The 26,031-nt window shown below is 43.1% G+C and carries 18 protein-coding genes and 2 pseudogenes; 17 read left to right on the top strand and 3 right to left on the bottom strand.

Going from position 1 to position 26,031, the window contains the following annotated elements; all coding sequences use genetic code 11:
• The first annotated feature begins 1 nt into the window (after position 1).
• The 3 genes from argR to spoIVB all read left to right on the top strand — a co-directional run bounded on the left by argR (position 2) and on the right by spoIVB (position 3,290).
• Positions 2 to 451 carry an arginine repressor gene (gene argR, locus ACQRCC_RS06750; RefSeq protein ID WP_427850049.1) on the top strand — a complete coding sequence of 150 codons (450 nt, stop codon included), beginning with the start codon at positions 2 to 4 and terminating at the stop codon, positions 449 to 451.
• Positions 452 to 459: 8 nt separating this feature from the next.
• On the top strand, positions 460 to 2,139 hold the full coding sequence (gene recN, locus ACQRCC_RS06755; protein WP_427850050.1) for a DNA repair protein RecN: 1,680 nt from the start codon (positions 460 to 462) through the stop codon (positions 2,137 to 2,139).
• 89 nt (positions 2,140 to 2,228) lie between these two features.
• A complete protein-coding gene (gene spoIVB, locus ACQRCC_RS06760; RefSeq protein ID WP_427850051.1) occupies positions 2,229 to 3,290 on the top strand; it encodes a SpoIVB peptidase in 1,062 nt (353 codons plus the stop codon).
• 65 nt (positions 3,291 to 3,355) lie between these two features.
• Here spoIVB and ACQRCC_RS06765 read toward each other — a convergent pair whose 3' ends face one another.
• Together ACQRCC_RS06765 and ACQRCC_RS06770 are read right to left on the bottom strand one after the other, a co-directional pair.
• Positions 3,356 to 3,496: a hypothetical protein gene (locus ACQRCC_RS06765; RefSeq protein ID WP_427850052.1), complete on the bottom strand. Its 141-nt coding sequence runs from the start codon at positions 3,494 to 3,496 to the stop codon at positions 3,356 to 3,358.
• A gap of 67 nt (positions 3,497 to 3,563) precedes the next feature.
• Positions 3,564 to 4,040: a hypothetical protein gene (locus ACQRCC_RS06770; protein ID WP_427850053.1), complete on the bottom strand. Its 477-nt coding sequence runs from the start codon at positions 4,038 to 4,040 to the stop codon at positions 3,564 to 3,566.
• Positions 4,041 to 4,332: 292 nt separating this feature from the next.
• On the opposite strand from ACQRCC_RS06770, the gene ACQRCC_RS06775 reads away from it, so the two are divergent.
• The 3 genes and pseudogenes from ACQRCC_RS06775 to ACQRCC_RS06785 form a co-directional block, all read left to right on the top strand.
• Complete coding sequence (locus tag ACQRCC_RS06775) at positions 4,333 to 4,551, top strand: helix-turn-helix domain-containing protein (protein ID WP_427850054.1); 219 nt, start codon at positions 4,333 to 4,335, stop codon at positions 4,549 to 4,551.
• Positions 4,538 to 5,461: a RhuM family protein gene (gene rhuM / locus ACQRCC_RS06780; RefSeq protein ID WP_427850055.1), complete on the top strand. Its 924-nt coding sequence runs from the start codon at positions 4,538 to 4,540 to the stop codon at positions 5,459 to 5,461. The genes ACQRCC_RS06775 and rhuM overlap by 14 nt, the downstream gene beginning before the upstream one ends.
• Positions 5,462 to 5,488: 27 nt before the next feature.
• A pseudogene (locus ACQRCC_RS06785) lies at positions 5,489 to 5,605 on the top strand (SpoIVB peptidase S55 domain-containing protein); the annotation flags it as partial.
• An 86-nt stretch (positions 5,606 to 5,691) separates the two neighbouring features.
• On the opposite strand, the gene ACQRCC_RS06790 reads toward ACQRCC_RS06785, so the two are convergent.
• Positions 5,692 to 6,900, bottom strand: a complete 1,209-nt coding sequence (locus ACQRCC_RS06790) for a linear amide C-N hydrolase (RefSeq protein ID WP_427850056.1) — start codon at positions 6,898 to 6,900, stop codon at positions 5,692 to 5,694.
• 326 nt (positions 6,901 to 7,226) lie between these two features.
• Here ACQRCC_RS06790 and ACQRCC_RS06795 point away from each other — a divergent pair.
• From ACQRCC_RS06795 to ppk1, 11 genes and pseudogenes are all read left to right on the top strand, one after another.
• Positions 7,227 to 9,788: pseudogene (locus tag ACQRCC_RS06795) on the top strand (EAL domain-containing protein).
• A 24-nt stretch (positions 9,789 to 9,812) separates the two neighbouring features.
• Complete coding sequence (locus ACQRCC_RS06800) at positions 9,813 to 11,681, top strand: 5'-nucleotidase C-terminal domain-containing protein (protein WP_427850057.1); 1,869 nt, start codon at positions 9,813 to 9,815, stop codon at positions 11,679 to 11,681.
• Positions 11,682 to 11,737: 56 nt separating this feature from the next.
• On the top strand, positions 11,738 to 13,924 hold the full coding sequence (locus ACQRCC_RS06805) for an ATP-binding protein (protein ID WP_427850058.1): 2,187 nt from the start codon (positions 11,738 to 11,740) through the stop codon (positions 13,922 to 13,924).
• A 395-nt stretch (positions 13,925 to 14,319) separates the two neighbouring features.
• Positions 14,320 to 15,648 (top strand): HD-GYP domain-containing protein, encoded by a 1,329-nt coding sequence (locus ACQRCC_RS06810; RefSeq protein WP_427850059.1) that lies wholly within the window; start codon positions 14,320 to 14,322, stop codon positions 15,646 to 15,648.
• A gap of 219 nt (positions 15,649 to 15,867) precedes the next feature.
• The gene (gene spo0A, locus ACQRCC_RS06815; RefSeq protein WP_427850060.1) at positions 15,868 to 16,656 is read left to right on the top strand and encodes a sporulation transcription factor Spo0A; all 789 of its coding nucleotides are present in this window, start codon (positions 15,868 to 15,870) and stop codon (positions 16,654 to 16,656) included.
• Positions 16,657 to 16,726: 70 nt separating this feature from the next.
• Complete coding sequence (gene glgA / locus ACQRCC_RS06820; protein WP_427850061.1) at positions 16,727 to 18,163, top strand: glycogen synthase GlgA; 1,437 nt, start codon at positions 16,727 to 16,729, stop codon at positions 18,161 to 18,163.
• A gap of 33 nt (positions 18,164 to 18,196) precedes the next feature.
• Positions 18,197 to 19,066: a methylenetetrahydrofolate reductase [NAD(P)H] gene (gene metF / locus ACQRCC_RS06825; RefSeq protein WP_427850062.1), complete on the top strand. Its 870-nt coding sequence runs from the start codon at positions 18,197 to 18,199 to the stop codon at positions 19,064 to 19,066.
• Positions 19,067 to 19,075: 9 nt separating this feature from the next.
• Positions 19,076 to 19,720, top strand: a complete 645-nt coding sequence (locus ACQRCC_RS06830; RefSeq protein ID WP_427850063.1) for a vitamin B12 dependent-methionine synthase activation domain-containing protein — start codon at positions 19,076 to 19,078, stop codon at positions 19,718 to 19,720.
• A gap of 26 nt (positions 19,721 to 19,746) precedes the next feature.
• Entirely contained in the window at positions 19,747 to 22,179 is a 2,433-nt protein-coding gene (locus ACQRCC_RS06835) for a homocysteine S-methyltransferase family protein (RefSeq protein WP_427850064.1), read from the top strand.
• 103 nt (positions 22,180 to 22,282) lie between these two features.
• On the top strand, positions 22,283 to 23,791 hold the full coding sequence (locus tag ACQRCC_RS06840) for a 4Fe-4S dicluster domain-containing protein (protein WP_427850065.1): 1,509 nt from the start codon (positions 22,283 to 22,285) through the stop codon (positions 23,789 to 23,791).
• Between the two features lie 126 nt (positions 23,792 to 23,917).
• Positions 23,918 to 26,020, top strand: a complete 2,103-nt coding sequence (gene ppk1 / locus ACQRCC_RS06845) for a polyphosphate kinase 1 (protein WP_427850066.1) — start codon at positions 23,918 to 23,920, stop codon at positions 26,018 to 26,020.
• Positions 26,021 to 26,031: the final 11 nt, after the last annotated feature.

Genomic DNA, 26,031 nt, shown 5'->3' on the forward strand with positions numbered 1-26,031 from the left:
GATGAAGATTAACCGACATGCAAAGATTGTAGAATTGATTAATAAATATCATATTGAGACTCAGGAAGAGCTTGCGGAATATCTGAACAGAGAAGGATTCAAGGTGACTCAGGCGACGGTGTCCAGAGATATCAGGGATCTGAAGCTTACCAAAGTTCCTACGGATGAGGGCCGGCAGAAATATGCAGTTCATCAGACCGGAGAAACGGAGATGAGTGATAAGTATATCAGAGTGCTGAAGGATGGTTATATCTCCATGGATATGGCACAGAATATACTGGTGATCAAAACCGTATCCGGCATGGCTATGGCAGTGTGTGCGGCAATTGATTCCATGCACTGGCAGGAAGTGGTAGGAAGTATTGCAGGAGATGATACCATTATGTGTGCAATCCGCAGTACCGAGGATACCGTAAAGGTAATGGATAAGATTAGTAAAATTGTCTTGTAGGAGGCAGTATGTTACAGAATTTACATGTGAAGAATCTTGCCCTGATCGAAGAAGTGGAAGTGGAATTCGGTCAGGGACTTAATATATTAACCGGAGAGACCGGAGCCGGTAAATCCATCATTCTGGGGTCTGTAAATCTGGCTCTCGGTGGAAGATATACCAGGGATATTATCCGTAAGGGAGCTCCTTATGGATATGTTGAGCTTTTGTTTGTTCCGGAAAATGAGAACCAGATAAAGAAACTGGAAGCGCTGGATATATTTCCGGAAGAGGGAATGGTTGTGCTCAGCCGAAGGCTGATGGAAGGAAGAAGCGTCAGTAAAATTAACGGGGAGACCGTATCTATGGCGAAGCTTAAGGCGGTGGCAGAAATCCTGATTGATATTCACGGACAGCATGAGCACCAGTCCCTTTTGTACAAAAAACATCAGATGGAGATTCTGGATGCTTATGCCAGGGATTATATTGCAGAAACGGCAGAACTGGTAAAAAACAGTTATCGGGAATACGAGTCTGTGAAGAAAGAACTGGAAGCTGCCAGGTGTGATGAAGCGGAGCGGACGAAAGAGATAGCATTTTTGGAATTCGAGACTGGAGAAATCAGGGATGCCATGCTGCGGGAAGGTGAGGATGAGGAACTGGAAACGGCTTACCGGCGTATGGTGCATGGCAAAAAGATCGTAGAGAATGTGAATGAGGCTTACGAATATACTGGTGGAATGGATGGAAGTGCAAGCGAGAGCTTAAGCCGTGCTATCCGCTTATTGTCAGAAGTGTCATCTTATGATCCGCATGCTGAGGAGCTTTATCAGCAGCTTATGGAGACGGATAGTCTGCTCAATGATTTTAACCGGGAATTATCGGATTACAGTAAGTCCATGGAGTTTTCAGAAGAAGAGTTTCATGAGACGGAGGAAAGGCTGAATGTCATTAATCATCTGAAGACCAAGTATGGAAACAGCATTTCAGATATTCTGGCCTACTGCGAGGAGAAAGAAGCCCGTCTTGCAGTGCTGAATGACTTTGATAACTATCTGGAGGAGCTTGGCAAGCGTCTTAAAGTGGCAGAAGAGAAGCTTGACAGGGAAACGAAACGGCTCACAAAGTTAAGAAAGGAGCAGGGAATTCTGCTTCAGCAGGCAATCACAGAGGGACTGGCGGATCTGAATTTTGTGGATGTGAAATTCGAGATCCATTTTGGAGAGCTTAAGGATTACACTGCAAAAGGAAGGGATGATGTGGAATTTCTGATTTCCATGAATCCCGGTGAACCGGTAAAACCGCTGGCAGAAGTTGCATCCGGCGGTGAATTATCCCGAATCATGCTTGCAATCAAGACGGTTATGGCAGACCGGGATGAGATAGAAACTCTGATATTTGATGAGATTGATGTGGGAATCAGCGGACGTACCGCACAGAAGGTTTCGGAAAAAATGGCGTTGATCGGCAGGAAACATCAGGTTATCTGCATCACTCATCTGGCACAGATTGCAGCCATGGCAGATGTACATTTTGCAATTGAAAAGACAGTGACAGGCGGAGTGACCAGGACAGGAATCCGCATGCTTTCTCATGAGGAAGAGACGGAGGAGCTGGCAAGAATCCTTGGAGGCGCGGAGATAACCGAGACAGTAAGAGAGAATGCGAGAGAAATGAAACGTCTTGCAAGGAAAAAATTTCCAGTGTAAATAAATGTAAAACCCATATAATAAAGCAGATACATATTGATGTGTCTGCTTTTTATTTATTATACAGATTAAAAAAGGGGAGCGGGAGAATGAGAAGATACTGGTATAGAAGAATCTTAATTATGATTGTTGTATTTTCGGTGAGTGTGGGTGGAGGTTACTATCTGATCCATGAGAAAAAATCTGCATTCCAGCAGGAGGTAAGCGCAGGAACCTCTGACAGTATGGTGATTCCGGGAGGAATGCCGATCGGAATCTATATGGAGACAAAAGGGGTGCTGGTGCTGGGAACGGACAAGATAGAAGCGGAAGATGGATTAAAATACGAGCCGGCAGCGCATCTGGTAAAGGAAGGGGATTACATTGTAGGACTTGATCAAGAGGAAATTCAGAACAAATCAGAGCTGATCGAGACGATTCGTAACCTGGAAGATGAGGATGTAATATTAAAAGTCAGAAGAAAAGATCAATTGATTGATATTCGTATGAAAGCGGTCCGGTGCAGTTCAAATGAGTACAAACTGGGAATCTGGGTACGGGATAATGCGCAGGGACTTGGCACCATAACCTATCTGAAGGCAGACAGCAGCTTCGGTGCACTGGGACACGGCATTCACGATGTGGATACAGGCGGGCTACTGGATATGGATAAGGGAGTTCTCTACGCTACCAGTATCCGTGATATTCAGAAAGGAGAAAATGGAGTTCCAGGAGGAATGGAAGGGATTATCGTATATAACAATTATAATGTTCTTGGAAGCATTACAAAAAATACAGATGAAGGTATTTTCGGAACAATGGACAGGATGGATACCGTGTTTTATGATGCCGACCCGGTAGAAGTGGCACAGAGGGAAGAAGTCAGGGAAGGCGATGCCGTGATCCGCTGTACGGTGGACGGCAGTGTGAAAGAATATGAGATAGAGATTACCGGAATGAATCTCTATGCGGGGGAGGCGAATAAGGCACTGGAAATTCAGGTCACAGATGAAGAACTTTTGCGTCTCACGGGAGGGATTGTTCAGGGAATGAGCGGCAGTCCTATCCTTCAGGATGGAAAACTGGTGGGAGCTGTGACACATGTGTTTGTCAATGATCCCACGAGGGGGTATGGGATTTTTATAGAGAATATGCTGGATGCGGCGGCGTAAAAGAACGAACCTCCCGGGGAATTTTCTCAGGGAGGTTCGACTTAATAAACTCGAAGTTATCGGTATCAAAGCGCCATTATTTCATCCACTATTTCACGAAAGGTTTTATTGCTTGTTTCAATTTTTATCGTATCAAGAGCTTGATACATAGGAATTCTTGCAACACTTCTATCAATAACATCAGTGGTGCGAATCTCTCGTGACACATCTGCCTTTAATTCAAAAGAAAGGTTTTTCGTCTAAAACGGTGGTTGGAGGAAAAACAATGTTAGATCATGGCGTTATCTGCATGCGATAACCGGTTGAGGCACCATCCCGAACTTCAAGCAGGGAATAGACAACAAATTCTTCCCCATACATTACTGTACGCTCTTCCTGATTTATAAGAAGTGTCACTTTGTCTTCATCCAAAGATATTACCTTGAACAGCAAACCGATCATATTGGGGATTTCAGATTCCTTTGGATTCTGAACTAACGTATCATTGAAATCCTCATAAAAAACATCACCGTTTGCTATTTCATAATCCCTGGATTCCCCGGTTCCATAACCGACAGACTTACCAAATTCATCCGTCCCGCTATTGTACGGGTTGACTTTCAGCAGGAAGTAGGTTGCTTCCATACCGCCTTTGTCGGGAACAAATGCAAAGTATCTGAAATAGACAAGTGCCCCAATTACTAAAATAACGATCAAACCGATAATGACACCGATAATGATACCAATATTTCGAAGAATTGTATTACGCATAATTTGTCACCTTAAATACCACATGATCGAATAAATACTAAATGTTATTTTACTCTTTTGTTTCCTGATAAGACTCGAATATCGAAAGGCGATTACGGATTGTTTCACTGCAGACAGTTCCCTCAATCCCGGCCATAATCTTAATACATTATAGCATTTCGCAGTACATCGAACAATATAAATATTGTCCATAGCTGCAATCGGATAACTTTTAGTTTTAAAAACCACGCATTGCGCTTTTGCAAATAATGTGATATGATTAATGAAACATTACATGGAGGTGTTCAGAAAAATGGAATCTGCAGATAAAATACGGAGAATCAGGAAACAAACAGGAATGACCAGAAAAGATTTTTCAATACATATTGGCATTCCTTTGAGAACGTTAGAGGATTGGGAGGCAGGACGCAGGAGACCGCCGGAATATATTCCTCGCCTGATTGAGTATCAGCTGAAGTATGAAGAATTGATTGAAAAAAAGCAGAAGGAGGAGAAGGGTGCAGAAAAATAACGAGATTGTAATTTTTGAAACGGAAGATAAGCAGGTGAAATTACCTGTAAATATTGAAAATGAAACAGTATGGCTTAGTGCAAATCAAATGGCGACATTGTTTGAGAGAGATGAAAAAACAATACGAAAACATATTAACAATGTTTTTTTAGAAAGGGAAGTTGAAAAAGATAACAACACGCAAAAAATGCGTGTTGATGGAGTAAAACAATTGGTACCATTTTATACTTTAGATGTCATCATTTCCGTTGGCTATCGTGTGAAATCCAAACGTGGTGTTGAATTTCGCCGTTGGGCTAATTCTGTATTGAAACAGTACATATTGAAAGGTTATGCGGTGAATGATAATCGTATCAAACAGCTGGGAGAAGTGATACGGATTATGAAAAGGACGGAGAATGAACTGGACAGTAAACAGGTACTTTCCGTAATTGAAAAGTACAGCAATGCACTCGATCTGCTGGATTCCTACGATCATCAGAATATGACTCGTCCGACGGGAAATGAAGCAACATATGTTCTTCGATATGAAGAATGTATGGAGGTGGTTCAGAGTATGCGCTTTGGGGATGAATCAGATCTGTTCGGCAAAGAGAAGGACGATTCCTTCAAAGGAAGTATCGGTAATATTTATCAGTCTTTCGGTGGAGTGGACATCTACGAATCACTGGAAGAAAAGGCAGCCAATCTTTTGTACTTTGTAACGAAGAATCATAGTTTTTTTGATGGGAATAAAAGAATTGCAGCAACTATGTTTTTGTATTTTCTGGATAAGAATAATGCGTTATTTGTAGATGGAAAAAAGAAGATAGAGGATTCAACATTGGTCGCTCTTACGATCATGATTGCTGAATCAAGGCCGGAAGAAAAAGAAATGATGATCAGCGTGGTAATGAATTGTATGCAATAAAAATGTTGTCCCTGATGACAATCAGTCGTGAGCGGCAGCCCGATCCTTCAGGATGGGAAACTGGTGGGAGCTGTGACACATGTGTTTGTCAATGATCCCGCGAGAGGGTATGGGATTTTTATAGAAGATATGCTCAAGCATTGAGACGCGCAGCAGAAAGAGAGGGTGTTGGAAAGCATCCTCTTTTTCTTTATTAACATAAACCACGCATTGCATAAATGGAATGTGGGCTATTGCTCAAAGTCCAGCTTCAAAGTTAATGAGTCATCTTCGAAAAATCTGATGAATATACTTTTTTCATTACAGTTAACAACAGAAGTCATGGTTGATTCCCAGAATTCTCCGCAGTCTCGAAGCTCCTCCCGGGTCATGCTGTAAAATGCTTCACCATCACTTTTGATAAGACTGAGCACTTCATCCTTGTTTGCTTCATTCAGGACATATTCATCGGTCCAATTTTCATAAATGCCAACATATTCTGAACGGACATCAAATAAAGCATTTTCGGGGTCGTTGATCGTTGAATATTTTACACAATCCATCAGAGTGAACATCTCTTCAAATGTCTCGACATTCTCTACCTGTTCCATTAACAGGGAATACCTTCCAAGACCGGCTTTATAATCGGATTTTTCATAGCAGGTTTTGTTGATGTAAAAATTTGTCTGAACCGGTTGCTTGTCCAGCCAATATACTTCATTATCTGCGATTTCCAGTACACCGTAATTGCCTAGGGCATCCGCCATCAAAAAGCAAATGTTGATTTCGTCTATAGAGTCAGGCAAATATATATTTGTTTGGTTGACCAGTTCTATAGCCTGTTTAACGTTTGCACAATTCTGAGTCAGGTATAGGGTGAGGTATTGAAGACTCATCGGTTTAGTTTCGGTATTAAGAGTGCCGGATGAAGAAAATTTAATGCTTTCATCTTCGTTCCATTCGCCTAAACGCATATTAGTTTCAATATATAAACCTTTTTCGTTCAAACTATCCACAGCAATAAAAGGAATGACATTCTCCATTTCCTTTGAAAGGCCGTTTTTTATAGTGTCACTGTATTCAGGTGCATCATTAAGAGCATTAGAAATTCCGATTGTTTCATAGCAATCATCAACTGCTGTCCTGAAAATATATAAGGGGTTGTGATTTATATAAAAATCAAAATTTCGTCCGACTAAAGTTACACCGTCATCGGTTTGAGTAGCGGCGGCCGAGCAATGACATGACATCTTATTCAGTAATTTTTCTCCGTTCGATAAAGCCCAATCCCAATCAAGAGAAGTATAGGTGCCAACATCGAGCACATAATCGTAAACAGGAGTGATTTCTCTTGTTGAGGTTGAGGAAGATGAACTGTCAGAATTACTGCTGTAAAAAGTTGGAAAAAGAACTGCTGCGATAACTAATACAAACAGGCTTATGCCAAAGATTTTCTTCATATGTGGGACCTCCTAATGTACAGTTTATGAAAGAAGTATTATTGCATATATCATAACATATGTGAAAACACAATTGAAGCAAAAGTGTGGGATAGGATTTTTTATAATGACAATCAATTGTGAATGCACCCAGAAGTGTAATATCGCATGACAATAATTTGATAATGACATTTAACATGACATGTTATAAAAATGGAATAATTTCCTATTATTTACGGAAAAAGTGTGGTATGATTTATATTGTATAACTTTGCGATTATATAGGTTTTGATGTCAATTATTATTTCGAAATGCTATATACATTTAGGAAAAAGAGGTAATTTAGAATGATGCCGCAGAAACAAGTTTTAATTGTAGAGGATAACGACCTCAACCGGGCAATGTTGAGTGAGATACTGTCGGATGAATATCAGGTGCTGGAGGCTGAAAATGGTCAGGTGGCGTTGGATATTCTGAAACAACACAGGGACAACATTGCTCTCATTCTCCTGGACGTTATGATGCCCGTAATGGATGGATACACCTTCCTGGATCGAATGAAGGAGGATGAAGAGCTGACACTGATACCGGTCATTGTAATGACGCAGAGTGACAGTGAGGCGGATGAAGTGAATGCTCTCTCGCATGGCGCTACTGATTTTGTGCCAAAGCCTTACCGTCCTCAGGTAATCCTGCACCGGGTGGCAAGTATTATCTAGCTGCGGGAAACCGCTGCAATTGTTAATCAGCTCCAGTACGATCGACTTACAGGACTTTACAGTAAGGAGTTCTTTTACCGCAAGGTAAAGGAAAGACTGGAAACAGATCACGAACATGAGTATACGATTGTCTGTTTTGATATTGAAAATTTCAAATTATATAATGATATCTATGGCCGGAAGGCCGGTGACCGTCTGCTATGTGACAGCGCTGCCAATATGAAAAAAATGATTGGTGAGTTGGGAATCTGCGGGCGTTATGGCGCAGACTGTTTCCTGTTCATGCAGGAGAGGGAAACGGAACTGTCAGATCGGGAGAATTTTTTAAATGAATCCTTTAATGAACGTACGGAAAAGATGGAGAACGTGTCTGTTAAATGGGGAATTTATGAGATTACTGACCGGACAATCCCTGTTGAGCAGATGTGTGACTGGGCTCGAGTGGCAGCGGACAGTATCAAAGGGCAGTATAACCAGTTCTATGCCATTTATGATGATGCGCTTCGCGGTAAAATGCTGCGGGAGAAAGCCATCACTGACACAATGGAGACATCTCTGGCTGAAAGACAGTTTATCGTTTATTTACAGCCTAAGTATAATCTGAATGAAGAAAGTATGGCCGGGGCAGAAGCACTGGTGCGCTGGATTCATCCGGAATGGGGATTCATGTCTCCGGGAGAATTTATTCCTCTTTTTGAGAAAAATGGATTTATTTCCCACCTGGATCAGTATGTCTGGGAGCAGGTATGCATGAAACTCAGGGATTGGAAAGATAAGGGGTATCCATTGCTGCCGGTATCCGTTAATGTTTCGCGGGCAGACATTTATCAGATTGATCTGGTGGATACTCTTGCGAAAATTATCGGAAAATACGATATTGATCCGGTATATCTGCACCTGGAGATTACGGAGAGTGCCTATGCAGAAAATCCTGTACAGATTATCAATACTGTAAATCAGCTGCGGAAACTGGGATTTATTATAGAAATGGATGACTTCGGCAGTGGTTACTCTTCTCTGAATATGCTGAATCAGATGAAAATGGATATATTAAAACTTGATATGAAGTTTATTCAGAATGAAATGGAAAAACCTGCAGACCAGAGTATACTGAGCTATGTTATCAATATGTCCCATGGAATGGGACTCAGCGTGGTGGCGGAAGGGGTAGAGACCCGGGAGCAGCTGGAGCGCCTGAGAGATATTGGGTGTGACTATGTACAGGGATATTATTTTGCAAAACCCATGCCTGTCACAGAATATGAAGAATTATTAAAGAATCAGCCTTCCTGTTGCGGACCTTCGGTGATGACGTCATCGTGGGAGGTAAATGATATGCGAAGTTTGCTGATAATAGATGAAGACGAAGCATACAGAAAGCAGGTTTGCAGAACTTTTAAAGGACAATATCAGGTTCTGGAAGCTTCCGATTCAGACAGTGCCTTACCCTATATTACTGAGTACGAGCGTGGCAACGTTTCTGCCGTGATACTGAGCATGACACTCCCGGAGAATGGAGCAGCTTCTATTCTGAAAGTTTTACGACAGAATCCATTGTTCTGGCGAATTCCTGTATTAGCCACCATTCCCGGAGGTGAAATGATGGAGGAGCTGCCGCTAGCACTGGAAACAGATGATTTCCTGTGTAAATGTCATCCCCAGTGTGATCTTCAGAGACGTGTTGAAAAACTGATGGGGATTGCAGCTGCGCATGAACGTGAGCTTACCCTGAAGGATGAGGCCAGTCGGGACTATATGACGGGTCTGCTCAACAGGAGGGGATTACAGGCCGCCATGGATTCTCTGCGAAAAGAGGATCTGCCTGTGGCAGTGTGCCTTTTTGATCTGGATGATTTAAAGCAAGTGAATGATACCTTTGGTCATGAAGAGGGAGACCGGCTTATCCAGTCTTTTGCAGATCTGCTCCGGCGTAAGACGCGGGCAAAGGATATCCTCTGCCGCTATGGCGGAGATGAATTTCTGGTTGTTCTGAAGCATTTGAATGACGGTCAGGTTGCTGAAAAAAAAGCATCAGATATCTGTCAGGCATTTCAGGCTGCCTGCTCCGTGGGAATTGCTCTGTGCGGACCAAATGAGAATAACTTTGCAGGACTGATTCAGAATGCAGATCAGGCTCTGTACCGTGCGAAGCGGAAAAACAAAGGCGGCTGCTGTTTGTGGAAAGATTAGATTACAAGAAGGAGAAGAAGAATTATGAAGAGAATTGTTTATTGTTTGCTGTCATTAGCCATGGCAGCAACGATGCTGACTGGCTGTGGAAGCCAGAGTAGCAAAGAAGGAAATACTGTGGAAAATGTCGGGGCACAGGGAGAAAAAAAGGAAAAGGTCGTAGTTGCCTGCTGGGGAAATCAGATGCTGGATAAATATAACCAGTACCTCTGCGACCAGTTCCCGGAAGTGGAGTTTGAATTTGTTTTGGCCACTAACTCCACGGATTACTATCGTTTTCGTCAGGATCATGACGATATGCCGGATATTCTGACGGTTCGCCGTTTCGCTTTAAAGGATGCGGTGCTGTTGAAGGATTATCTGTATGATCTTAGCAATACCGAATTGGCCAACACCTATTATGGTTCCTATTTGGATAGCTATACCTATGATGATGGTTCGGTAAACTGGCTTCCTACCTGTGCAGAGGTGGACAGCCTTATCATCAATAAGACTCTGTTTGACGAGTACAATGTACCTGTTCCTACAGATTATACCAGCTTTGTCGCTGCCTGCGAGGCTTTCGAGGCGGTGGGGATTCGAAGTTTCGTGTCTGACTTTGAAGCTGACTATACCTGTATGGAAGTCCTTCAGGGCGCATCAATTCCAATGCTTCAGAGTATAGAGGGGCGTAAATGGCGTCAGCAGTATGAGAGTGGCGCGACGAATGAACTTTCAGAAGAAGTATGGCTTCCTGTTTTCGAAAATTTCTTTGATTTCAAAGAAAAAACCGGTTTGAGTGCCGAGGATGCATCTTATCAGAATAGAACTCCTAAGGACATGTTTAGTGAAGGCAAAGCAGCTATGTTCCGTGGTACCGGAGCGGATGTTATCTCATTCCCAGGCCGTGGTGAAGATGAAGTGCTTTTGATGCCGTATTATGGTCAGACAGAGCAGGATAACTGGTATCTGACTTATCCAACCTTCCAGATTGCAGCTTCCAGTAAGGGTATGGATGACCCTGAACGTGAAAAACTGATTCTGGACATCATGACTGCCATGGTCAATCAGGAGGGGCAGGATCATATCTCTTATGGTAAAAACATGGTACCATATAAAAAAGACGTTACTCTGGAACTGATGCCTGAGATGGACAACCTGAAGCCTTATGTTGAGCAGAACAAGCTGTATATCCGTCTGGCATCCAATGATATGTTCCGTATTTCCAAAGATGTAGTACAGATGATTCTGAACGATGAAATTAAGACACCGGAGGAGGCGTTGGCTGCATTTAATAAAGAGCTGGCGGGAGAAGAACCCGGCACTGAGATCGTTGCTCATATCGACACCAGCTATTCCAACGATTTTACCCCGGAACATGGTAATCAGGCGGCCTCTTCCATTGCAAATACCATGCGCGTGCTGTCTGGTGTGGATCTGGTGTTTATGCAGTCCTGCTATGTAGCAAGTGACATCTACAGTGGCGACTATTCCCAGAAAGATCTGGCATATCTTGCAAAGAATGACGGCGGCTGGCCAGGCCTTATGGAACTGACCGGTGATCAGATCTATACACTTGTGGAAACCACACTTTCTATGACTGGCAACCGTGGTGCAGTCTGCAATGACAGCACTCTGTATGTTTCCAGTGGTTTCGAGATGGACATTACAAAGAAGGATGGTGGTTATACACTTAATGCTCTGACTATAGATGGCAAGGAACTGGATCGCAGTGCAACCTATTCCTTCCTGATCTATGGTGAACGCGACTGGTATATGTCCGATGTCATGGAGAAAATGGGAGTTACGGAAGTTAATATCGAAGGTCCTAAGGCAGAGGAATACCTGACGCAGCGCCTGGTGGAACAGGGAGAGCAGCTGGAAGAGCCTACGGATTACATCATCCTGCGATAAAATGCAGACTGGTCGCTGACACACAGCGTATGAAAGAGATTTGAGGAGAACATCCTATGCAAGAGAGAAAACAAAAAACTAAATATCTTTTGCCCGTTGTGTTTGCATTGATTCTGGTCGTTTCCCTGGTGTTGGGCATAGTTTTTATGCGTAATTCCCTGATGAAGCTGACTGTTGAGGAGCGTTCCAATCAGCTGAAGGAAATGGTTACTCAGATTAAGGCAAATCTGACCAGCGGCCTTCAGACACATTGGAATCTGGTGGAAGGGCTTAATAACGCTGTACAGGGGCAACATTTTGAAAACAGACAGGAACTGTGCGATAACATTGCTCATTTGGAAAAGGTGTTCTGCACAGATATGTACGGAAGTCAGGTAATGCTTCTGGATGAACAGGGCACGGCGTATCTCCGCAATGGTCCTGTGGGCATCTGGAACGATGTCAGCCATCTGATAGATGAAAATAGTCGGCATACCTTTATTTCTGAGACTGACAATATTGATGGATGCTTTCTTGTATTTTCACGGGAATTAGATTCCCCCGTCACAATGGGTGATGACAATGTCCGGTTTACCCATGTGGTTCTTTTGAAGGATATTAAAACTGTGAAACAATACTATACCACCACAACTTACGGTGGCAGTGCTGCAACCTATTTCATCAGAAAAAACGGAACATTGGCCTATTTTGATGCAGATGAGGAAGATGTCATTGATGCACGGAATATTTTTAAATCGCTGGGAGAAGTAGAGTATGTTCAGGAGCAAAGCTTTGATATGGTCAAAGAACAGTTAGATAGGGAAGGTATTGCCACTGCTAATATCCTGCTGAACCAGACGGAGTATTACTATTGCCTTACAGCACTGGATGATTATGATATGATACTGATGCTTCTGATCCCTGCGGACTCTGTGGCAGTCAGTACCATGAATATGATGGAATCCACCATTCGGACGGCGGTAATATTTATTTTAGCTATGGCGCTGTTGCTGCTGCTGGCAGTCATCAGTTTTATCAGAGTGCGGCGAAGCAGTCAGATGGTGAGAGTGGAACAGGAGACGAACAGGGAACTGAATCAACTGCGCATGGTTGCAGAGTCAGCGAATGCGGCAAAAAGCACTTTCCTGAATAATATGTCCCATGATATTCGAACACCTATGAACGCCATTATCGGTTTTACCAATATTGCTATGAAACATAGTCCACCTCCTGAAATCAAGAATTGCCTCGATAAAATCAGTGAGAGTTCTGAGCATTTACTTGCTCTTATCAATGACGTGCTGGACATCAGCCGCATTGAAAGCGGAAAGATCAAATACACACCAACACCTGTTGATATTGCTGAGGTTACAGATTCGGTGCTTACAATAATGTACGGTTATCTATCCAATCGTAATATCACCTTCCGAACCGAACTTGAAGAGCCTGAAACGCGTTATGTGTTGACCGATGCAGTGCGTGTCAGGGAGGTACTTGTAAACATTCTTGGAAACGCAGTGAAGTTTACGGAGGATGGTGGAACCGTTACCTATACGGTCAGCTACCATCCGGGAAAAGATGACCATCACATTAATGTACGATATCGGATTTCCGATACCGGTATTGGTATGGCAGAAGGATTTGTTGGTCATATTTTTGATGAGTTTTCACAGGAAGAGCATGGTGCCCGGACCCAGTATAAGGGTACTGGTTTAGGTATGGCCATCACAAAGCGGTATGTTGACCTGATGGGTGGAACGATTTCTGTGGAGAGTAAGAAGGGAATTGGTTCAACTTTTACCGTTGAATTGCCTATGGAGATTACGGATGCCTGTGAGGTTAAGAAAAAGAATTACTCTGTTGGTAATATAGATTTGACAGGTTTGAAGATCCTTTTGGCTGAAGACAATGACCTGAATGCAGAAATCGCAATTGTTCAGCTGGAAGAACTGGGAATCCAAATCACCAGGGCTGCCGATGGTGATGAAGCAGCAAGATTCTTTGCTGAAAATCCGCAAGGCACATTTGATTTAATCCTTATGGACGTTATGATGCCGAAGATGAACGGTTATGAAGCCACAAAAGCCATCCGTACTTTGCAGAATCGTCCGGATGCCGATACAATCCCTATTATCGCAATGACGGCAAATGCTTTTGCTGAAGATGTACAGGCATCTTTGGATGCCGGAATGAACGGGCATTTGTCAAAGCCTATTGTAATAGATGAGGTTGTAAAGACCATTGCAAGAAATTTGGACAGGTAATCTGATAAATGTTGCGAAAAGAATAAGGAGTAACCAAAGGGCATCAACCGTAAAATGTTGGTGCCTTTTGACAGATTATAATAAAAGAGTTATTATGCCTTCGGTTGCAATCAGCGTAATAAATGACAGGTATGATTCATATAATAATGATATCATAAAAATGTCATCAGGCTGATTGGAGGAGATAGATTGAGTTCGGAAAAGAGAATAATAGACAATCCTGATATTTGTGTGGCATGTGGAGCGCCAACTGTGCCGGGAGAACAGATTTGCAGGATGTGTCAAAAACTTCTGGAGAATTCAATTGATTTGAAACCGGAAAATATTCGTATGAGACCGCAAAAACGTAAATCAATTAGCGGAATAATAAATATGATACACAGGAGGAAATAATTGTGGAATACTGCAGATTACAGATGGGGTGTCTTCTGGTACTCGTATATATCATAATAGTATATTACAGGGAGCGCCGCAGATTTCATATTAATGAGGGAAGAAACCTGTATGAAATCCTTTTGCTCACAGGTTTTGTAAATCTGATTCTTGACGGCACAACAGCATATATGGTGAATCATCTGGATACGGTGAATCCATCTCTGAATCTTATTCTGCATGGGATGTTTCTGGCAAGTATCGATGCGGTGGTGTTTATATGGTTCTTGTACATACTTTCTATGACGGAAGGAATTCCGAATAACAGGAATAAGCGCCTGATTCTTTGCACCCCGTTTCTGGTGAATGTAGTTGTTGTATTCATCAGTCTCCCTACGCTGGAATACCGGACAAGTCCGATCAGCAATTATTCTATGGGAATTCCGGCCTATACCTGTTTTGTTATGGTGGCGGTGTATCTTGCGCTAACGGTATATATTGTATTTCGACGCTGGGAGTATATTCAGCAACAGAAAAGGGCCAGTATTATTTCCTGTATTGTGATCATGAGTGTTGCAACCGTTTATCAGATGATTTTCCCGGATATGCTGGTCAGCAGTATAGGAACCATGTTGATCATCCTCGGGGCATATATGAATCAGGAAGACCCGGTTATGCAGGAACTGTCACGGTATCATGAAGAGATGGTTATGGGATTTGCAACCTTGATTGAGAACAGGGATAATAATACCGGAGGCCACGTAAAGAGGACAACATTATATGTACGCCTTCTTGCGGAAGAGCTGCGAAATAGAGGATATTATTCGGAAATCCTGACGAGAGATTACATGAAGAATCTTCTGATGGCAGCACCTATGCACGATGTGGGTAAAATTGCGGTGCCGGATGCGATTCTTCAGAAACCGGGAAGACTTACGGAGGAAGAATTCGAAATGATGAAGATGCACACGATTAAGGGTGGAGAGATTATCCGTGAGACTTTCAGTCGGATGGGGAATGAGCAGTATCTGGAGATTGCATATGAGATTGCGCTTCATCACCATGAAAAATGGAATGGAAAGGGTTATCCCGACGGATTGCGGGAGAAAGAGATTCCACTATGTGCAAGGATTATGTCGATTGCAGATGTATTTGATGCTGTGTCGGAAAACCGCTGTTATCGGGCGGCACTTCCTCTGGATGAGTGCTTTGAAATTATACGGAGTGGAAGCGGGAGAGATTTCGACCCTCTTCTTGTGGACATTTTCCTTGATTTGAGAAAAAAAGTGGAACATATCAGATGGGAGGGAACCCCTGCCTGTCTGGGCGACGAAAAAACCCAGAAAAATTAAAGTCAAAATAGAAGAAAAAGAGACAAATTTCCCTTTACATACAGGCCGGTATGAACGAGGGAAATTTTTTTACGCATAAAAGTTAGATGAAAAATAGCGAAATATCAAAAATTTCTCGAAGCCTGTCATTTTTTTACGACTTTAATTTCTTGATTTGAGATATGACGAATCCTATAATGTGCTTGACGGTTTTAAGTAAGGTAGAGGAGGATTTGCAGAATGGAAGAGATACGTGTAGCAATAGCCGACGATAACGAAAGAATTCTGGAACTGCTTGGCGAAATTGTGAGCAGTGACAGCGAACTGAATCTGGTGGGGAAGGCAAATAACGGAGAAGATATGTGCAATATTATCAGAGAAAAAGAACCGGATGTTGTCTTATTGGACCTTATTATGCCGAAGATGGATGGATTAAGTGTTATGGAGTCTGTGAACAGGGATCAGACACTGCGTAAGCACCCCAGCTTTATTGTGGTAACAGCGGTTGGACAGGAGAGAATTACAGAAGATGCATTTAACAAAGGGGCACATTATTACGTAATGAAGCCCTTTAATAACGACATCATATTAAGTTACATAAAGAGTGCCAACAAAAGCAGTACGAGAGCACTTTTTAAATCAGTGGATGCACAGCCTGTAAAGGAAGTGCAGGAGGTAAGTCTGGAAACAAGGGTGACGGATATGATTCACGAAATTGGAATACCGGCACATATTAAGGGGTATCATTACCTGAGAGATGCAATTATTATGGCGGTGGAGGATATGGATGTACTGAATGCGGTGACAAAAGTGCTTTATCCGACAGTTGCCAAAATGCATCAGACTACTTCCAGCCGTGTGGAACGCGCAATTCGTCATGCGATTGAGGTGGCGTGGAGTCGTGGGAAACTGGATACCCTGGATAGTCTGTTTGGATATACAGTCAGCAATGGAAAGGGAAAACCTACGAATTCTGAGTTTATTGCACTGATTGCCGATACACTCAGGTTAGAATTTAAAACAAGATAAACACTTTTCTTTCGAGGCAAAATGCGTTATAATGTATCATATTGTGAAAAAGAAATGGGAGGAAGTCCAAATGAAAAAAATATTATTTGCAACCTCGGAAGCAGTGCCATTTATCAAAACAGGAGGTTTGGCGGATGTAGCCGGTACACTTCCGAAATATTTTAATAAAGAGAAATACGATGTTCGAGTGATGCTTCCCAAATATATGTGCATCAAGGAAGAATGGAGAAATAAACTTCAATATATTACACATTTTTATATGGACTTGAATTGGAGAACAGAGTACGTAGGAATTCTGCAGTATGTGCACGAAGGAATTACGTTCTATTTTATAGATAATGAATACTATTTCAGCGGATGGGCACCATATGGAGATATTTTTGGAGACGTTGAGAAATTTGCGTTTTTCTCAAAAGCTGTTTTAAGTGCACTTCCGAATATAGGATTCCGGCCAGATATTATTCACTGTCATGACTGGCAGACAGGTCTTGTTCCGGTTTATCTGGATCATTTCCGTTATAGCAGTGAGTACTATCGCGGAATTAAGACGATTATGACAATACACAATCTGAAGTTCCAGGGAACATGGGATACCGGAAGGATTCAGGATATTACAGGACTTCCGTCTTACTATTTTACATCGGATAAGCTGGAAGCATACAGAGATGCCAATTATCTGAAAGGCGGTATTGTATATGCTGACTGGGTGACAACGGTAAGCAGTTCTTATGCAGAGGAGATTAAGACACCTTTTTATGGTGAGAGACTGGACGGACTTATGAATGCAAGGTCTAACTGTCTGTCAGGAATTGTGAATGGAATTGACTATGATGATTTCGACCCGGCTAAAGATCCGCATATCGCACAGAATTACTCCGTTGAGAGTTTCAGGAATGAAAAGGTGAAGAATAAACTGGCATTGCAGGCAGAGCTTGGCCTGGTACAGGATCCGGATAAGATGATGATTGGCATTGTATCCCGTCTGACTGATCAGAAAGGATTTGATCTGATCGCTTATGTTATGGATGAACTGTGTCAGGATGAGATTCAGCTGGTAGTTCTTGGAACAGGCGAAGACAGGTATGAGAATATGTTCCGTCATTTTGCATGGAAATATCAGGGTAATGTTTCTGCAAATATTTACTATTCAGAAGCGATGTCACACAAGGTATATGCCGGATGTGATGCATTCCTGATGCCGTCCCTTTTCGAACCATGCGGACTGAGTCAGTTAATGAGCCTTCGCTATGGTACAGTTCCGATTGTTCGTGAGACAGGTGGTCTGAAGGATACGGTAGAGCCGTACAACGAATTTGAAAATACCGGTACAGGATTCAGTTTCAGCAATTATAATGCACATGAGATGCTGGCAACTATCCGCTATGCTGAACGTGTTTATTACAATAAAAGAAGTGACTGGAATTTGATTGTCGAGCGCGGAATGAAGAAGGATTTCTCATGGAATAATTCTGCAAAGCAGTATGAGGAACTTTACGATAGATTGTAAGATACAAAAACAGCAACAGGAAAGACTGAAACAATGAAAATAAGAGATATATTAAATGACAATAAAGTACACATTTCTTTTGAAATATTTCCGCCGAAGACGGATGCAGGATATGATAATGTACTGTCTGCAGCCGAACAGATTGCAGCGCTGAAGCCATCATTTATCAGTGTTACGTACGGAGCAGGCGGCGGAACAAGTAAAAATACAGCTAAGATAGCGTCCCATATTCGTCAGAATCTTGGGGTGGAGAGTCTGGCACATCTGACTTGTGTGTCTTCTACGAAGGATGAGGTACATCAGGTTATTGACAGATTAAAAGAGCAGGGAATTGAAAATATTCTTGCACTTCGGGGAGATATTCCAAAGGACGATACATTTCCGGTTCCCAATCAGTATAAATATGCGTGTGAACTGATTGAGGATATTAAGAGTCAGGGAGATTTCTGTATTGGTGCGGCCTGCTATCCGGAAGGACATGTTGAGAGTGCATGTAAGAAGGAAGATATCATTCATTTGAAGAATAAAGTTGAGTGCGGTGTGGATTTTCTGACGACACAGATGTTTTTTGACAACAGTATTCTGTATAATTTCCTTTACAGAATTCGGGAACAGGGAATTACGGTTCCGGTGCTTCCGGGTATTATGCCTGTTACAAATGGAAAGCAGATGAAGAGAATCTGTGATCTTTCGGGAACGATTCTGCCACAGAGATTCCGTGCTATTGTAGATTGTTTCGGAGACAATCCGGCAGCTATGCAGCAGGCAGGAATTGCCTATGCAACGGATCAGATTATTGATTTAATTGCAAATGGAATCCGCAATATTCATATTTATTCTATGAATAAGCCGGAAGTGGCGGCTGCGATTATGAGGAATCTGTCAGAAATTGTAGGAGCATAGGAGCAGAGAATGAATACAAGAACGAAGGAGGCAATTCGTTACTTGGGATATGGAAGACATGCGGTAGATGACAGGACACTTGCCATGGTTCAGGAGGCCTTTCGGCAACTGGATCAGGTGGCGGATCCGAAGATCATCTATCGCATTTTTGAATTATCTATTCAGGATAAGAATTGTCTGAAAATTGGTAAATTATTGATAGAGAGCAGTAATCTGTATCGCAATCTGAATGGATGCGATCAGGTGATCCTTCTGGGAGCAACTCTGGGAATCGGGGTTGATATGCTGATGAAAAGATATTCTCTTACAGATATGGCTCAGGCAGTGGTTCTTCAGGCTGCAGCTGCGGCTATGCTGGAGGAATATCTGGATGACTGGCAGGAAAATAAGGCGTTGGAGCTTGAGGAGGAGGGGAAATATCTGCGGCCCAGATTCAGTCCGGGATATGGAGATTTTTCTATTCATCACCAGGAGACGATTCTCAGAATGCTGGACGCTGCCAAAAGAATTGGACTTACAATGACAGAAAGCTGTATGCTGACACCTACCAAGTCGGTGACGGCACTGATAGGTATCAGTGTTACGAAAATTCCCTGTCACAGAAAGGGATGTGAGAGCTGTGATAAAACAGACTGCAGATTTCGAAGGGATTAATGTCGATAGATAACGGAGGAAACTACATGTTAAAGGACAGATTAGGAAAAGAATTACTTTTTTTTGACGGAGGAATGGGAACTCTGCTTCAGGAGAGAGGGTTAAAGCCGGGAGAGCTTCCTGAGACCTGGAACCTGAATCATACAGAGGATATTGTTGACATCCACAGGATGTATTTTGAAGCGGGCAGTGACATTGTACTTACCAATACATTTGGCGCGAATGCACTGAAATTCCATGATTCCGATTATGAGCTTGAGGATATTGTGACAGCAGCTGTTGTCAGTGCGAAAGAGGGGGCAAACCTTGGAGTGCATGACAATCGGGAAGTTTATGTGGCTCTGGATATCGGACCTACCGGAAAGCTTCTGAAGCCTATGGGGGATCTGGATTTTGAAGAGGCATATGAAGCATACCGTGAAGTGGTTCAGTATGGGGAGGCAGCCGGAGCAGATCTGATTCATATTGAAACCATGAGTGATACCTATGAGCTGAAGGCGGCAGTGCTTGCTGCAAAGGAGAATTCCCATCTACCTGTGTGTGCAACGGTTATCTTTGATGAAAAGGGAAAGCTTCTCACCGGAGGTGATGTGGCATCAGTGGTGGCACTTCTGGAAGGACTTCGGGTGGATGCGCTGGGAATTAACTGCGGACTTGGTCCAAAGCAGATGCTTCCGATTCTGGATGAGCTTTTGAGATATTCTTCTCTTCCTGTCATTGTCAACCCGAATGCAGGTCTCCCGAAACAGAGAGACGGAGAGGTTTATTATGATGTGGAACCGGAAGAATTTGCCCACATAATGAAAGAAATCGTGGAAAAGGGTGCATGTGTAATCGGAGGATGCTGTGGTACCACTCCGGAACATATTCGAAAAATGACAGAGAGTTGCCGGGGAATGGATGTAAAGCCGCCGGTGAAGAAGACGGATACAATCGTTTCCTCTTATGGGAAGGCGGCTGTGCTGGGAGAAAAACCTCTGATCATTGGTGAGAGAATCAATCCTACAGGCAAGAAGCTTCTGAAACAGGCTCTCAAAGAGCATAATCTGGACTACATTCTTCGGGAAGCTATTACCCAGCAGGACAGAGGTGCCCATATCCTTGATGTCAATGTGGGGCTTCCGGATATTGATGAAACTGCAATGATGAAGGAGGTTGTTGCAGAGATTCAGAGTGTTACCAGCCTTCCGCTTCAGATTGATACAGTAAGCACGGAAGCTATGGAAACTGCCATGCGGATTTATAATGGAAAGCCTATGATCAATTCTGTAAATGGCAAGCAGGAGTCCATGGATCAGGTTTTTCCTCTGATCCAGAAATACGGTGGTGTAGTTGTTGGCCTTACTCTGGACGAAGAAGGTATTCCTGCTACAGCGGAAGGACGTCTCAAAGTGGCACAGAAGATCATAAGCGAAGCCGAAAAATATGGAATTGATAAGAAAGATATTGTGATCGATGTACTTGCCATGACGGTCAGTTCTGACCCTGAGGGGGCAAAGACAACGCTTGAGGCTCTGAAGCTGGTGCGTGAGGTGTGTGGAGTGAGAACGGTGCTGGGAGTATCCAATATTTCCTTTGGTCTTCCGTCCAGACCTGTCATTAATGCGAATTTCTATACGATGGCGATGCTCAATGGACTAAGTGCGGGTATTATTAACCCTTCTTCTGAAGACATGATGCGTTCCTATTATTCCTACTGCGCACTTATGAATCTGGATGAGAACTTTGGAGAATATATTGCGCATTATGCGAATCAGAGTGCAGCGGCGTCCGGTGTGACATCGGCAGGGACAGGCCAACTTCAGAATACAGCGGGTAATGATGGGAAAAGTGAAATCACCCTGCAGCACGCAGTGGAAAAGGGGCTTAAGGAGGAAGCGGGAGCCGCTGCCCGGAACCTTCTTGAAAACCGGGAGCCTCTGGAGATTATCAATGAGGAACTGATTCCTGCACTGGACAGCGTGGGAAAAAGATTTGAGAAGGGTACCGTATTCCTGCCCCAGCTTCTGATGAGCGCGGAGGCAGCAAAGATTGCCTTTGCGGTGATCAAGGAGAAGTTGGCGCAGAATGAGACTTCACCTGAGAAAAAAGAAAAAGTAATCCTTGCAACAGTCAAAGGAGATATCCACGACATTGGAAAGAATATTGTTAAGGTTCTTCTCGAAAATTACGGCTTTGAAGTGCTGGATCTGGGTAAGGATGTAGCACCGGAGAAAATTGTGGAAACGGCAGTGAAAGAACAGGTGGAGCTGGTTGGACTGAGTGCTCTGATGACTACAACTGTAGTCAGTATGGAGGAAACAATTAAGCTTCTCCGTACTGAAAAGCCGGATTGTAAGGTGATGGTAGGCGGTGCCGTCCTGAATCAGGAATATGCGGACATGATAGGAGCAGATTTCTACGGAAAGGATGCAATGCAATCCGTTTATTACGCACAGAAAATTTTGAAAAATCAATAACATGTTCCTGATTTTGTACACATCTCTGTATTGACACAAAATTAACATATAGATATACTTAACGTGCAATACGAAAAAGCAAATAACAGGAGGAAATGGTTCTATGATGAGAGGACTGAATACGACCGTCAGACAACTGAGAAGACGGGTGTTTGAAGAGGTAGCGAGACTTGGTTTTAAGGCAAATGCGGAGACATTATGTGATGATATGGAAGCAATTCCATATAAGCTGGTAAATGACGAGAGTAAGTATCGTGATAACGTTTATCGTGCCCGTGCGGTTGTGAGAGAGAGACTGAGACTTGCAATGGGTCTTTCCCTTCGTCCAGAAGACAAACCGGTTCATCTGACCGCCGGAGTGGAGGCAAGTAATATTTCTGATAAGTATTATGAACCGCCGCTTATGCAGGTAATCCCGTCTGCCTGTGCTGCGTGCGAAGAGAGAGGATATGAGGTCAGCAATATGTGCAAGGGATGTCTGGCACATCCATGTATGGAGGTCTGCCCCAGAGGAGCTATCTCCATGGTAGACAGACATTCTTATATCGATCAGTCCAAATGTATAAAATGCGGCAAGTGCAAATCTGCCTGTCCGTATGATGCCATTTCCCAGAAGGCGCGTCCATGTGCAAAAGCATGTGGTGTGGGAGCTATTGAGAGTGATCATCTCGGACGCGCCCGTATAAATAATGATAAATGTGTATCCTGTGGTATGTGTATGGTAAACTGTCCGTTTGGAGCCATTTCCGACAAGTCACAGATTTTCCAGCTTGCCCGTGCACTCAGTGAAGGGGATCAGATCATTGCTGAGATCGCACCTGCATTCGCTGGCCAGTTTGGAGATAATATTACACCGAGAAACTTAAAGGCAGCACTTCGTGAGCTTGGATTTGCAGAGATGTATGAGGTTGCTCTTGGTGCCGATATCGGAGCTATTTCCGAGGCGCACCATTATGTGGAGAAGGTAGCAACGGGAGAGCTTCCGTTCCTTCTGACTTCCTGCTGTCCGTCCTGGGCTATGATGGCGAAGAAATTCTTCCCGGATATGATTGACCAGATATCCCAGGAGCTGACACCTATGGTCGCTACAGCGCGTACCATTAAACAGGAACATCCGAATGCCCGCGTGGTATTTATCGGTCCATGTGCGGCGAAAAAACTGGAGGCTATGAGAAGAACGGTAAGAAGTGATGTGGACTTTGTTATCACGTTCGAGGAACTTCAGGCAATGTTCGATGCAAAGGATATAAATCTGGAAGATTTTGAGGCAGAATCCTCCTTCCATAACGCTACAGGAGCCGGACGTGGCTATGCGGTTGCCGGTGGTGTGGCAGAGGCTATAGAAAAATGTATTAAGGAATATTATCCGGATGTAGATGTAAATATTGAGCATGCAGAAGGGCTTGCAGAGTGTCGTAAGACTTTGACCCTTGCTAAGGCAGGTAAGATGAATGGCTGTCTGATCGAGGGAATGGGATGCCCGGGAGGCTGTGTGGCCGGAGCAGGTACCAATATACCGGTTCCGAAGGCTCAGAAGACGATCAAGGAATTCGTGAAAGCATCATCCAAGCAGCTTCCACCGAAGGAACTTGCAGAAATTGAATTAAAGTAGAATGAAAAAACGGGGGATATCCTCCGTTTTTTGATGTGCAATTTTTTATTGTGTTAAAAGAAATATAATGCTAAAATATATCCGTAGTTTGAATGTGAACGGAAAACGTATTGAGGAAATGTAATTATGAGAGAAGAGATATTAAACTATACACAAAACAGGGAACTGTCCTGGCTGAAATTCAATCAGAGAGTGCTGGAGGAGGCACAGGATCCTAAGGTTCCCCTTCTGGAACGCATGAAATTCGTGGCTATTTTCACCAGTAATCTGGATGAGTTTTTTATGATTCGTGTGGGCAGCCTTTTTGATATGGTAGCCTCCGGCGTTAAGACGAAGGACAGCCGTTCCGGTATGACACCAAAGGAGCAGCTTGATAAGATATATGAGGCGGTGGCGCCACTTTATAAAGAACGTGATAAGACCTATGCGGAGATTAAGAAGCAGCTTCATCCATACGGTGTGTGCGGACTGGATTTTAAGGAACTTGAGCAGGGAGAAAAGAAATATGTTAAAAAGTATTTCAAGGAGCAGATTCTTCCGATTCTCTCACCGCAGATCGTGGATGCTAATCATCCGTTTCCACATTTGTTGAATAAAGATATTTATGTGACGGCTAATCTGAAAGTGGACAACAAAAACATGCTGGGTATCATTCCTGTTCCTAATTTTGTTTCAGAAGTCCTTTATCTTCCGGGACATGATATCCGTTATATCCGTATGGAAAAAGTAATCATGGAGTATATGGAACTGGTATTTGATCACTACACAGTGACAGATAAGAATTATATCTGTGTGACCCGCAATGCTGATATTACGCCGGATGATGAAGCCTTGGAAATCAATGAAGATTTCCGTTATCTGATGAAGCAGACCCTGCATAAAAGAAGAAGGATGGCAGTGGTAAGACTGGAAATCGCAGAAAAATTGTCCCCGGAGACAGAAAAATATTTCTGTGATAAATTTAATATCAGGAAAGAGCAGATTTTCCGGACTAAGATGCCTATGAAGCTGGATTATATGTTCGCAATCAGCGGGAATCTGCCGGATTCTATGAAGCGTTCACTTACCTATCATCCGTTCTCACCTCAGCCTGCCCGTGGCCTTCAGGATGGCAGCATTATGCGCCAGGTAAAGAAAAAGGATGTACTGTTGTTCTATCCATTTGAGAGTATGGATCCTTTCCTGCGTCTTATAAAGGAAGCTTCGGTAGATCCGAATGTTATGACCATCAAGATTACCATTTACCGGTTGGCAAAGAAGGCGAGATTGGTAGAATACCTGTGTGCGGCTGCGGAAAACGGCAAGGAAGTTACGGTTCTCATCGAGCTCCGAGCCAGATTTGATGAGCAGAATAATATTGACTGGTCCGAGCGTCTGGAAGAGGCGGGATGCCGCGTGATTTACGGATTTGAAGGTTATAAGGTTCATTCCAAAATCTGTCTGATTACTTACAGAAACCGTAATGAGATTCAGTACATTACCCAGATCGGTACCGGTAACTATAATGAAAAGACAGCAACAATGTACACGGATCTGTCACTGATGACAGCGAATAAAGAAATCGGTGAGGATGCATCTAATTTCTTTAAAAATATGTCTATCGGAAATCTGGATGGACTATATAAGCATCTGATCGTATCTCCGACTACTCTGAAAGCAGGAGTACTCCGGATGATGGACGAGGAGATCAAAAAGGGATCTGCCGGTCGGATTGTTATGAAAATGAATTCGGTAACGGATGTTGATTTTATTGAGAAAGTATCTGAGGCATCACGGGCAGGTGTGAAAGTGGATCTGATCGTTCGCGGAATCTGCTGTATTCTTCCGGGAGTGCCGGAATATACGGAAAACCTGTCTGTTATGAGTGTGGTAGGACGGTATCTTGAGCATCCTCGTATTTTCAGTTTCGGTAAGGGAGCAGATCAGAAAATTTATATCGGTTCTGCGGATATGATGACCCGAAATACAGAGAAAAGAGTTGAGGTTGCCTGCCCGATTCTCGATGAGGATGTGAAACGTCAGGTGAATCATTATCTGGAGGTAATGCTCGCAGATAACATTAAGGGGCGTAATCTTACGAAAGATGGAAATTATATTATGCGTGACCAGAGTGAGCCTCTTATTGATTCTCAGGAACGTTTCATGAAGGAGGTAATCTACGCACAGAAGGTGCAGAATGATAAGCCGAAGAATCTGATGGACAGAATCCGAAAAATATTTGGAAAATAGGAGTATTTATA

This window comes from Sporofaciens sp. SGI.106 (genome assembly GCF_050314255.1).
In the GTDB taxonomy this organism is placed as follows: domain Bacteria; phylum Bacillota; class Clostridia; order Lachnospirales; family Lachnospiraceae; genus Claveliimonas.